Source organism: Klebsiella sp. FDAARGOS_511 (assembly GCF_003812845.1).
GTDB lineage: Bacteria > Pseudomonadota > Gammaproteobacteria > Enterobacterales > Enterobacteriaceae > Klebsiella > Klebsiella grimontii.
Map to the genome: position 1 here is coordinate 37107 of NZ_CP033824.1, position 11780 is coordinate 48886.

An 11780-nucleotide genomic window follows, 5' to 3' on the forward strand; every position below is an offset into this window, starting at 1 on the left:
ATTTTCGCAAATCAGGAAATCCGTACAATAGCGCTCATTCACCTGACCAAGAGAAAATGAATATGAAATTATCTGCCCTGGCTATCGCGAGCACGCTGTTCAGCACGTCCGTTCTGGCTGCCCCTTTAACGCTGCAAACCTACAACCCGCAGGAAAACGCCATTTTCGCAGTGAACTCCACCCTCGCTTCCGGCCCGCATGAAGCGGTGCTGTTTGACGCCCAGTTTAGCGTTAAAGATGGCGAGAAGCTGGTTGAAATGATTCAGAAAAGCGGTAAAAAACTGACCCGCATTGTGATCACTTCCGGCGATCCGGATTTCTACTTCGGCCTCGAGCCGCTGGTGAAGGCCTTCCCGGACGCCAAAGTGGTGGCGACCGCGGAAGTGGTTAAACACATTAACGCCACCAGGGCGGCTAAACTGGCCTACTGGGGCCCACAGATGAAGGACGGCGCGCCGAAGCAGGTTTACGTCCCGCAAGCGCTGACGACAAATACCTTCACCATCGACGGCGAAAAAGTGGAGATCCGCCAGCCGCAAAATTACGCCGCCTATGTGTGGATCCCGGCGAATAAAGCCATTCTTGGCGGCACTGGTGTCGCATGGGGAATGCACGTCTGGACCGCGGATACCCAAAGCGTGGAGAGCCGCCAGCAGTGGATACATACGCTCGACGAGATGGCCGCGTTGCATCCGCAGCAGGTGATCCCCGGCCATTACCTGGGTACGCCGCCCGCAGGCGACCGTGCGATTACCTTTACCCGCGATTATCTGACCCAGTTCGAGCAGGCGCTTAACGCGCACAAAAACTCCGCTGGCGTCATCAAGGCGATGAAACAGCGCTGGCCGGGACTGGCGGAAGAGAGTTCGCTGGATCTAAGCGCTAAAGTGAATACCGGCGAAATGAAGTGGTAATTCCGGCTATCGCGCGGGTATGCCGGCCGCGATCCTGCCGACATACCGCGGTCCGCTGAAGAGACTGTTCTTAATCTGCCGCCTCAACGTTGCTAATCCTGGTAAAATGGGCCACGCTGATTATCGCCGTGCTAAAAAATGTGCGGCGTACTTAAGGGTTAAATTTCGTCCGACACCCGTCGGGCTTGTCCTTGAAACCGACACAGGATAAAGGAGTAAGAATGAAATCGAACCAACAGGCACGTCATCTTCTCGGTCTGAACTACAAGCTTTCTCAGCAGAAAAAAGTGCTGCTGGAGGGCGATGCGGAAACCACGGTTAACCATGTTCGCGCCACCGGCCGCAAACGCCGCGGTGGCTAACTTTTCAGCTGAATGATGATAAAAACACCGTCCTTTCTACCGGATGGTGTTTTTTTAACGCTATCGTCCTCTTGTTTACCCTCCTTTGATGCCATCTGCCTTATACTCTGCACGCTGCCATTCCCTGCCAGCCCCCGCTTGTCGCCGCGCCCGGGCTGAAGCGATTATCAAGGAGTTAGTGCGATGCAATTCACCCATAAGAAAAACCGCTCTCTTTACATCCCTTACGCCGGCCCCGTGCTGCTTGAGTTTCCGCTGCTCAACAAAGGTAGCGCCTTCAGTATGGAAGAGCGCAGCAGCTTCAACCTGCTGGGTCTGCTGCCAGAAGTGGTCGAAACCATCGAAGAGCAAGCCGAACGCGCGTGGATCCAGTACCAGGGATTTAAAACCGAGATCGACAAACACATTTATCTGCGCAACATCCAGGACACCAACGAAACGCTGTTCTACCGTTTGGTCGGCAACCATCTCGAAGAGATGATGCCTGTTATCTATACCCCGACCGTCGGCGCCGCCTGCGAACGCTTTTCTGAGATCTATCGTCGCGCCCGCGGCGTGTTTATCTCTTATCAGAACCGCAATAACCTCGACGATATTCTGCAAAACGTGCCGAACCACAACGTCAAGGTGATAGTGATGACCGACGGCGAACGTATTCTCGGCCTCGGTGACCAGGGGATCGGCGGGATGGGCATTCCTATCGGCAAACTGTCGCTGTATACCACCTGTGGCGGTATCAGTCCGGCCTACACGCTGCCGGTGGTCCTGGACGTCGGTACCAACAACCAGCAGCTACTGGACGATCCGCTGTATATGGGCTGGCGTCACCCGCGTATTACCGACGACGAGTACTATCAGTTTGTTGACGACGTTATCCAGGCGATTAAAGCCCGCTGGCCGGACGTACTGCTGCAGTTCGAAGACTTCGCGCAGAAAAACGCCATGCCGCTGCTCAACCGCTATCGCCACGAAGTGTGCTCTTTTAACGATGATATCCAGGGCACAGCTGCGGTCACCGTCGGTACGCTGATCGCCGCCAGCCGCGGCGCGGGCAGCCAGCTGAGCGAGCAGAAAATTGTCTTCCTCGGCGCCGGCTCCGCGGGCTGCGGTATCGCCGAGCAGATCGTCGCCCAAATCCAGCGCGAAGGGTTAAGCGAAGAGGAAGCCCGCAAGCGCGTGTTTATGGTTGACCGTTTCGGCCTGCTGACCGACGCCATGCCGAACCTGCTGCCGTTCCAGAGCAAACTGGTACAAAAGCGTGAGCATCTGCAAGCGTGGGATACCACGAATGATGTGCTGTCGTTGCTTGACGTGGTGCGCAACGTCAAACCGGACATCCTGATCGGCGTTTCCGGCCAGCCGGGTCTGTTCACCGAAGAGATTATCCGCGAGATGCATAAGCACTGCCCGCGGCCAATCGTCATGCCGTTGTCCAACCCGACCTCCCGGGTGGAAGCCACGCCGCAAAACATCCTCAGCTGGACTGATGGCGCGGCGCTGGTTGCTACCGGCAGCCCGTTCGCCCCGGTCACGCTCAAAGGTAAACAGTACGTTATCGCTCAGTGCAATAACTCCTATATCTTCCCGGGAATTGGCCTCGGCGTGATCGCTTCGGGCGCGTCTCGCGTCACCGATGAAATGCTGATGGCCGCCAGCGAAACTCTGGCGAAACACTCGCCGCTGGTAAATAACGGCGAAGGCCCGGTTCTGCCGGAGCTGAAGAATATCCAGACCGTCTCGCAGGCGATTGCCTTCGCGGTCGGCAAAGTAGCGCAGGAACAAGGCGTGGCGGTGAAAACCTCAGCCGAAGCGCTGCTGCAGGCGATTGCCGATAACTTCTGGCAGCCGGAGTACCGCAGTTACCGCCGGACGTCGATTTAACCGGAAATCAGCCGTATAACGGGCCTGCTTTGCAGGCCTTTTTCTGTTCTTCATCTAGCCAAACTGCTTTTATCCCTCTACACTGCCAGCACCCATCAACTAACTGAATAGAAAAGGAGGATCCCATGTCGTACCGTGAAATGTTTTTTTCACGTGCATTTGGCGATCGCACCAGCTCAAGCGTTATCGGTATCGTGCTGCGATAACTTCAGCTTGAGCGAAGAAACCAAAGACTAAATCCCTTCCCTCGGGCTTACCGGGTTATCGTCAGCGATGTTTGACGAGGCATTCACATGCCTGTAACTCTTGAGTAAGTTCACAATGAGCACATTACTAACTGCACAATCTCTTCATGTTGATACGGCGTTTGGTCCGCTGTTCACTAACCTCTCCTTTACCCTGAAAAAAGGCGACCGCATTGGCCTGATTGGCTACAACGGCTGCGGAAAGAGTACCCTGCTACAGGTGTTGGACGGCACTATCGTGCCCAATTCGGGCAGCGTGGCGCTGGCCAATCACTGTCTGATGGCGCGAGTGGAACAGCATCTACCCGATACGCTGTTAGCGCAGCCTCTGCTGCAGGCGGTACTGGCGAAACTTCCCGTCCTTGAACGTGAGAGCCAGCGCTGGCAAGCAGAAAGGCTGCTGGCGGAGATGGGCTTTACGCCAGATGAGGTCCTGCAGCTGGCGTCAACGCTTAGCGGCGGTCAGCACACCCGGCTGCTGCTTGCCAGAGCGCTGATCCAGCAACCGGATCTCCTGCTGCTGGATGAGCCGGGAAACCACCTCGACCTGCCGACCCTCCTGTGGCTGGAAAGCTTCTTGCAGACCTGGCAGGGGAGCTTCGTTCTGGTGTCGCATGACAATATCCTATTGGATGCTGTAACTAATGCCAGTTGGATCCTGCGCGACAGAACCCTGCACGCCTTCTCCCTGCCCTGCAGCGCCGCCCGTCAGGCGCTGGAAGCCCAGGACGCCAGCGACGCGCTGCGCCATAAAGCGGAGCAAAAGGAGATCGACCGGGTCGCCGCCAGCGCCAAACGGCTGGCCATCTGGGGACGGACGTATGACAACGAAGATCTCTCGCGCAAAGCCAAGCAGATGGAAAAGCAGGTTCAGCGCCTGAAGGATAGCCAAACCGAGCTCACCGACGGAACGCCCTGGCGGCTGGCGCTGTGCGGCGACATGCTGCGGGCCGATCGACTGCTGGAGATGGAACAGCTCCCCGTTTCGCCCGCGCCGGGTCTGCCGGCCCTGTTCACTGCGGGCCTGGCGCGTCTGAAAAGCGGCGATCGGGTGGCGGTGATGGGACGTAACGGCTGCGGCAAGTCTTCGCTGCTGCGTCTGCTGTGGCGGCAAATGCAGCAGGAAACGACGGAGCCCGGTCTGCGTCTGCATCCGCGGCTGAAGCCCGGTTACTACGACCAGACCCTGCATCAACTGGCGGATGGCGACACCCTTCTCGACGCGCTGGAGCCCTTTGAACCGGCGCCGGAGACGCGCAGGCGGGCGCTGATCTCCGCCGGGTTTAGCTGGGCGCGTCACGGGCAAAAGGTCGCCACCTTAAGCGGCGGCGAGCGTTCGCGCTTGCTGTTCGTCGGCCTGTCTCTGGCCCGCTATAGCCTGCTGCTGCTGGATGAGCCCACCAACCATTTAGATATGGATGGCAAAACGGCGCTGGCGGCGACGCTGAACGACTACCCCGGCGGCCTGCTGCTGGTCAGCCACGATCGCGAGCTCATCAACCACAGCTGCAATCGCTTCTGGCTTATCGACGAGCGCGGGCTAAGCGAATGGCAAAGCGCCGACGAGGTGTATGACGTTTTACGCGCCGCCGTTCGCCGTCCGCTGATAGAGGAGACGACGGTGAACAGGCGCGAAGCAGAGGACGATCATGATGCGCTGCTGGAGCGGTTAATCACGCTTGAGCAGCTGCTGGCCGACGATCTGGCGCGCAAGCCAAAACATCAAAAACCGCAGCTGCAGGCGCAGTGGCGTAAGGAGATGGCGACGATCAATACGAAATTAAGCTAAAAGAGGTTCTCCCGGCGCGGCGATTCGCGCCGGGAGATTATCCAGCGCGGGCCTGCCGCCGGCTAAACTGCTGCTCGGTCATCATCCGCCCCCACTGATCGCCCTGCCACTCTTTATGCAGCGTGAAGCCGAAGGATTCATATAGCCTGCGGGCGGCGTTCAGCCCGCTGAAGGTCCACAGCTGCACCGCAGAAAAGCCCTGGCTATCGCAAAAAGCCATCGCTTCATTCAGCAGACGGCGGCCAATGCCGCTTCCCCGACAGCTATCGTCGAGGATAAACCAGCGCAGGTGCGCTTGATTGTTACCGAGGTCTTCGCCGTCAATCGCCACCGATCCGACAATCTGCCCACCCTGAACGGCAAGCCAAACCCGGTTGCACGGTTTCTCAAGACGACCGGAAAACTCCGCCAGCCCGCTGGCCACCTTGCTCTCGAAAAAGTGACCAAATCCGTAGTGCTTCGCATAGTACTCGCCGTGCATCTGCGTAATGCGGCCAATCATTCCCGGACGAAAGCCGGTAACGATAGCAATCCTCATGGTTAAGTCGCTCATTTTAACTCCTCGTCAGAGCCAAGGGAGACAATGGCCTCCCTTGGTACCCCTTGTCATCAGGCACAACAACGATCGTTCCATGAATCACGATAGATAATATTACCCTCCGTATACATCCAGGTAATTGCTTCATAACGCAATTCAAGCGTTTCAAGGTGAGTACTACTCATACCGTCAGGAGACAGGAATGGTGCGACCGTTGTGAACCTGACGTTTTCAAGAATGATATTGAAATACTCGGCCTCGATGCCCGATTCCAGAATGCGATACATCTTAATTGTAGCCTTTTTCATGGTCCGGCCTTCACAGACCGCGCGGTACAGAAGTGGTGTTCTTTCACTATCGTTATAGGGCGGTGAACGCGTGTACCTGTAAGTTTTCCCCAGCTCGGGTCAACCGGAATAGTGACACCGTGAGAGAATGATTTTAATTCGATTGAACCCAGGCGAAGTGGCATTTGGCAACTGCCAACAAGCGGCGAACCATTTTCATCTTCAAGCCATAAATGTGCGGGTATAGACATAGAATTTCCTTATAAATAAATTTCAAATAATGCTAAATTTTGATGTTTTGATGATTACCATTTCACATATCGATAAAAAATAACGATCACAAAAATGCAGAATATGGGGACAGGCCATATTGGTCCGTCAGGAAAAATTTGAAAAAGGATAATTGCAAATAAAAGTGTCAATAAGGCAGGACCGTACATCGATATCAATGATCTGAATATCCGTCTGAAAAACCTTTTAATAAGACTCATCATGATTATCGAATCATCCTGGTGATGATGTTTGCAATCTCACCATCCGATACCCATTGTGCATTAAACGCTTCAGCTCGTTCAAACAATGGCTCTATCAGGAAGTACATCATCTCCAGCTCTTGTGCATATAGCGCTGAGTAGTACGCTGGACAATTAATAGCAAGACGACGCGCACTATCTGCTGCATTCTGCACAACGCCATATAAACCAATAATCCCAACAATACCTCCCGCTCTTCGCCCTGCCAGTGCACTGAGTTCAAGACTTAAATTCATGCCTGCAGCGACAAATGATGCTGTTGCTAAAGCAAATCCTGTATTTGTGAGTGAACTTGCGGCAATATGAATATTTACTGCCATCAACAGTTGTTTGATGTGCTCTAGTTGAACGGACGTTTTGTATCGGAATACTTCTTCAAAGTAAATTCTAAGCATTTCATACACAACATCTCCACGCCTTATAATATGATAAACGCCTTTAGTAAATCGGATATCTTCGGACTTTTGTTTCTGGCATACGACCTGATATTCATCAGTAAAGCAGGATGTATAATACAGCACACGCGTTGCACCTGCACCGATCCTTTCAATCTGATTTGATACGTCTTTTCCTACACCCTCTAATGCGTGGTCGAGTTTTAACGCAAGAATTTCATTAGCCTGCAAATAACTTATAACTTCATTTCTGTCATAAATATGTACGTATAAGGGGCCGTGAAAGAGATTTATATCGTACCAGTGATATGAAACAACGTCAGCAGTGAGATTGACCGGGATCTTATTACCCGTGAAAAAAGCAATCCCGAGCGCATCGTCGCCACGCAGGGGCTGAAGAAAAGGACGCAGGGTAACGGAAATTTCGGCGGTTCCGGCGTAGTTCCCCGTATTGCCGCACTCTGCGGACAATAAGGCGAAGAAAAAGCGACAGGCACCGGGCGATGCCTGTTTTTCCGCTTATTGCGGATTTTTCTCTTTCCAGGCATCCCATGCCGCTTTAATTTCCTGCTTCGCGGCGGCGGAATCGTTAAAGCCGTTCAGCTCCACTTTTTTACGCCCTTCCGGCAGCTGTTTGTAAACGCGGAAGAAAGCCTGCAAACGCTCCTGCTCAATTTTCGGCAGATCGCCGATCGCGTTGATATCATCGTAGGTTGGGTCGATTTTGCTTGCCGGAACGGCAATGATTTTGTCGTCCTTCTCGCCGCCATCAATCATCTTGAGCACGCCAATCGCGCGCAGCTTAATCAGCGTTCCCGGCGCCATCGGCGCGCGGGTGTAAAACACCACGTCCAGCGGATCGCCATCCCCTGCCAGAGATTGGGTCAGCGAGCCGTAGTTAGCCGGATAGGCCACCGGCATCGACTGAAAACGATCGGCGATCAGAAAGCCGGTTTTGGCGTCGGTTTCATATTTGATAATCCCGCCCGCGGGAATTTCGGTCACCGCATAAAACTCTTCAGGATTGTTTTTCGGCTGCGGGAAATCCAGTACGTTCTGCGCCTGAGCGGCAGCGGAAAGCAGAAGGCCTGAGGCAAGGAGTGTTTTTACCAGATGCATTGTATTGTCGCTCTCTCGTTATAAGAAATTGAAATACAGAACGATAGAGGCCGCAAATGAAGCGTGCATGACGTAACGATGACGGTAATGTGACGATAATTTCATTAATAAATCTGATTAAAAAAACGGCACGTGAAACTCATCTCAGCCAGGAACTGCTATTATTCCCTTGATTTTGTGATGATTTGAGCTAAACCTTAGCATGCGTAAAAAACAAAATTGTGTTAGTACGCTTATGTTCAATAAGGAGAACAGAATGAAAGCTGCTGTTGTCACGCAAGATCATCAGGTCAATGTTACGGAAAAAACGCTTCGTCCACTGCAACATGGCGAAGCCCTATTAAAAATGGATTGCTGCGGCGTATGCCACACCGACCTGCACGTCAAGAACGGCGATTTTGGCGATAAAACCGGGGTCATCCTTGGCCATGAAGGCGTGGGCGTCGTACAGCAGATCGGTCCTGGCGTGCATTCTCTGAAGCCGGGCGATCGCGCCAGCGTCGCGTGGTTCTTCGAAGGCTGCGGGCATTGTGAATATTGTAACAGCGGCAACGAGACGCTGTGTCGCTCGGTGAAAAACGCCGGCTATACCGTCGATGGCGGTATGGCGGAAGAGTGCATCGTCATGGCCGATTATGCAGTCAAAGTGCCGGACGGGCTGGATTCAGCGGCGGCCAGCAGCATCACCTGCGCGGGCGTGACGACCTATAAAGCGGTAAAAGTCTCCCATATCAAACCCGGCCAGTGGATCGCCATCTATGGCCTCGGCGGCCTCGGCAACCTGGCGCTGCAGTACGCCAAAAACGTGTTTAACGCCAAAGTGATCGCCCTTGACGTTAACGATGAACAGCTGAAGCTGGCCGCGGAAATGGGCGCGGACCTGACCATCAACTCCCGCAGCGAAGACGCGGCCAAAATCATTCACGAGAAAACGGGCGGCGCGCATGCCGCAGTGGTCACCGCCGTCGCTAAAGCGGCGTTCAACTCAGCGGTAGACGCGGTTCGCGCCGGCGGACGCGTGGTGGCGGTAGGCCTGCCCCCGGAAGCGATGAGCCTGGACATTCCGCGTCTGGTCCTCGACGGAATTGAGGTGGTCGGTTCGCTGGTCGGCACCCGTCAGGATCTGACCGAAGCCTTCCAGTTCGCCGCAGAAGGTAAAGTCGTACCGAAAGTCACCCTGCGCCCGCTGGGCGATATCAACGCCATCTTTAAAGAGATGGAACAGGGGCAGATTCGCGGCCGTATGGTCATTGATTTCCGCCGCTAATCGTCGGACCTCTCCCCGCTGCGGGAGAGGTTTCATTTCCCCTTTACACGCATGGCCCCGTTGCGCAACCGTACATCATCACCAGCGGAAATAGCGGCACCAGCGGAATCAGGGCGATCTCTCCCAGCGGGCTAATGGTCTGCGTTGTATCGTTAATTGACACCACCACCGGGCTGGCAAGCCGATAAGCGTCATCCAGCTCATTGGGATCAACGGTTGACCAGAAACCGGTCGCTTTAAACAGCACGCCAAGATGCTCGTTGTCCAGTGCCTTCGCTTTATATTGGTTGGTTAATAAAGTTTGTTGGCTGGCATCCAGCCTGCGCTTGTCGAGCACCACCAGATATTCCGCAACAACCTCATGCTGTTTCACGACAAAATTCACCCGTACGCCGGATGCGACCTTATTGAAGCGTTCGTAGAAAGTATTATAACGCTGGTACTCCTGCGGCACCCCTTTACGGAAGAATCGATAGCTGTATTTATTTGAATTGGCAATGATGCCCGACTCAATAGGTTTAACCTTAATAATGGTATCGGTAGAAGGCAAATTGGGTGCACTGGTACAGCCCGCCAGCACCGTCACCGCCAACATCAGTAAATACTTCAGCATCGTTGCTATCCCTTTATTACGCTGACTATCTCTCAGCCATTAAATTATCCATCATGAGTTTCAGCTGAAAGGCATGGAAATACCAGCCCCTAAAAATCGATCCGGGTATAAATGCTTTTTATGCAAATGCTTAGCGCAAATCCTCACTTCCTTTGTTAAAACGCGCGCCCGATGATGACCAAACAATAGATAACAAAGGAATTCACCATGCACACCCGTTTTCGCCTGCCCGCGCTGGCGGCACTTTTTTTAAGCGGCGCCTTTTCCGCGTGGGCCGCCGATGCGCCGGTTAAAGGCGGCACGTTAATTTATCTGGAGCAACAGCCGCATACTAATCTTTATCCGCCGGCCGGCGGGTTCTATCCCAACGGCGGTATCCTGAATCAAATAACCGATAAGCTGACCTGGCAAAATCCCGAAACCCTACAAGTCGAACCCTGGATTGCCGAAAGCTGGAGCGTTAACGCCGATAAAACCGAATATACCTTTAAGATTCGCCCTGGCGTCACCTTCTCGGACGGAACCCCGCTTGACGCCAATGCGGTTGCCAAAAACTTTGATACCTACGGGCTTGGGAATAAAGCGCGCCGCCTGCCGGTTTCCGAGGTGATTAATAATTACGATCGCAGCGAAGTCATCGATCCATTGACGGTAAAATTCTACTTTAAAAAGCCCTCGCCGGGATTTCTGCAGGGCACCGCGACCATCGGCTCCGGACTGGTTTCCCTCAGCACCCTGGCGCGTAATTTTGAAGAGTTGGGGGACGCCCGCCATATTATTGGTTCCGGGCCTTTTACGGTTAAAGATGAAAAACCGGGGCGTGAACTCACGCTGGTCGCGCGTAAAGATTATCAATGGGGGCCAAAAAGCCTCGCCCAGCAGGGACCAGCCAATCTCGACGGCATAACCTATATCGTCACCCCGGAGGATGGCGTGCGTATTGGCGCGCTGCTGGCGGGACAGGCCGATTTTATCCGCCAGGTGCAGGCCTACGATGAGAAGCAGGCCACCGATGCAGGCTTTAAAATCTATGCCGCTCCGACGCGCGGCGTCAACGATAGCCTGAGCTTTCGCCCGGATAACCCGCTGGTTGCCGACCTGCGCGTGCGCCAGGCGCTGCTGCACGCCACCAACGCGAAACAGGTGGTCGAAACCCTGTTCTCCGCCAACTATCCGCAGGCCACTTCCGTCATCGCCAGCAGCGCGGCCGGATACATAAACCTCAGTGATAAGCTGGCTTTCGATCCGGCCAAAGCGAAACAGCTGCTGGATGAGGCGGGCTGGAAACCGGCCGCCGACGGTATACGGGTAAAGGATGGTCAGCGCCTGGCGTTAACCGTCTATGAATCCCTGCCCCAGCCGCAAAACAAAGAGGTACTCCAGCTTATCGCCCAGCAGTGGCGTCAGGTCGGCGTTGCGCTGGCGGTCAAAGCCGGTGATGCCGGTAGCCGTACGCTGGACAGTCTCGACCCGTTGAAAACGCCGCTCACCGTGTCGGAAGTGGGCCGCGCCGACCCTGACGTGGTGAAAAGCATGTTCTTCCCCATTAACCGCGACGCGCTGCTGCAAAAAGGCGGCTCCAGCGACAAAGTGCAAAGCTTCCGCGACGATAAGCTCAACGCGCTGCTGACCGCGATCTCAGCCGAAGTCGAGCCGAAAAAACGCCTTCAGCTCACCGGCGACGCCCAGCGCTACCTGCTGGATAACGCCTACGTGATCCCGATATTTGAAGAGCCGCAGGTCTTTGCCGGCGCCCCCTGGGTGAAAGGCGTCAGTTTTGAAGCGGTAGGCCGCCCGTCGTTCTACGGCGCGTGGCTGGAAAAGCACTAAGGAGCCC

Annotated in this window: 10 protein-coding genes and 2 pseudogenes; 6 read left to right on the forward strand and 6 right to left on the reverse strand. The window is 54.6% G+C overall.

Going from position 1 to position 11780, the window contains the following annotated elements:
- The first annotated feature begins 62 nt into the window (after positions 1 to 62).
- The 4 genes from EGY08_RS01150 (at position 63) to EGY08_RS01165 (ending at position 5191) form a co-directional block, all read left to right on the forward strand.
- Positions 63 to 914, forward strand: coding sequence for a Vmh family MBL fold metallo-hydrolase (locus tag EGY08_RS01150; RefSeq protein WP_004120584.1), 852 nt, complete (start codon positions 63 to 65; stop codon positions 912 to 914).
- Positions 915 to 1135: 221 nt separating this feature from the next.
- Complete coding sequence (sra, locus tag EGY08_RS01155) at positions 1136 to 1276, forward strand: stationary-phase-induced ribosome-associated protein (RefSeq protein WP_004101955.1); 141 nt, start codon at positions 1136 to 1138, stop codon at positions 1274 to 1276.
- A gap of 183 nt (positions 1277 to 1459) precedes the next feature.
- Positions 1460 to 3157 (forward strand): NAD-dependent malic enzyme, encoded by a 1698-nt coding sequence (locus tag EGY08_RS01160; RefSeq protein WP_112165121.1) that lies wholly within the window; start codon positions 1460 to 1462, stop codon positions 3155 to 3157.
- Positions 3158 to 3478: 321 nt separating this feature from the next.
- Positions 3479 to 5191, forward strand: coding sequence for an ABC-F family ATP-binding cassette domain-containing protein (locus EGY08_RS01165; protein WP_112165122.1), 1713 nt, complete (start codon positions 3479 to 3481; stop codon positions 5189 to 5191).
- A gap of 37 nt (positions 5192 to 5228) precedes the next feature.
- Here the strand turns inward: EGY08_RS01165 and EGY08_RS01170 are convergent.
- The 5 genes and pseudogenes from EGY08_RS01170 to EGY08_RS01190 all read right to left on the reverse strand — a co-directional run.
- Positions 5229 to 5723: pseudogene (locus tag EGY08_RS01170) on the reverse strand (GNAT family N-acetyltransferase); the annotation flags it as partial.
- Between the two features lie 77 nt (positions 5724 to 5800).
- Positions 5801 to 6267, reverse strand: a pseudogene (locus tag EGY08_RS30950) (Hcp family type VI secretion system effector).
- 54 nt (positions 6268 to 6321) lie between these two features.
- The gene (locus EGY08_RS30955) at positions 6322 to 6510 is read right to left on the reverse strand and encodes a hypothetical protein (RefSeq protein WP_032741855.1); all 189 of its coding nucleotides are present in this window, start codon (positions 6508 to 6510) and stop codon (positions 6322 to 6324) included.
- Between the two features lie 2 nt (positions 6511 to 6512).
- Positions 6513 to 7205, reverse strand: coding sequence for a hypothetical protein (locus EGY08_RS01185; protein ID WP_123829394.1), 693 nt, complete (start codon positions 7203 to 7205; stop codon positions 6513 to 6515).
- Between the two features lie 258 nt (positions 7206 to 7463).
- Positions 7464 to 8063, reverse strand: coding sequence for an inorganic diphosphatase (locus EGY08_RS01190; protein ID WP_123828081.1), 600 nt, complete (start codon positions 8061 to 8063; stop codon positions 7464 to 7466).
- A 256-nt stretch (positions 8064 to 8319) separates the two neighbouring features.
- On the opposite strand from EGY08_RS01190, the gene adhP reads away from it, so the two are divergent.
- Positions 8320 to 9330, forward strand: a complete 1011-nt coding sequence (gene adhP, locus EGY08_RS01195; RefSeq protein WP_087829365.1) for an alcohol dehydrogenase AdhP — start codon at positions 8320 to 8322, stop codon at positions 9328 to 9330.
- Positions 9331 to 9373: 43 nt separating this feature from the next.
- Here adhP and EGY08_RS01200 read toward each other — a convergent pair whose 3' ends face one another.
- Positions 9374 to 9943, reverse strand: coding sequence for a hypothetical protein (locus EGY08_RS01200; protein WP_087829366.1), 570 nt, complete (start codon positions 9941 to 9943; stop codon positions 9374 to 9376).
- A 207-nt stretch (positions 9944 to 10150) separates the two neighbouring features.
- On the opposite strand from EGY08_RS01200, the gene EGY08_RS01205 reads away from it, so the two are divergent.
- Positions 10151 to 11773: a TIGR04028 family ABC transporter substrate-binding protein gene (locus tag EGY08_RS01205; RefSeq protein WP_123828082.1), complete on the forward strand. Its 1623-nt coding sequence runs from the start codon at positions 10151 to 10153 to the stop codon at positions 11771 to 11773.
- The last annotated feature ends 7 nt before the right edge of the window (positions 11774 to 11780 follow it).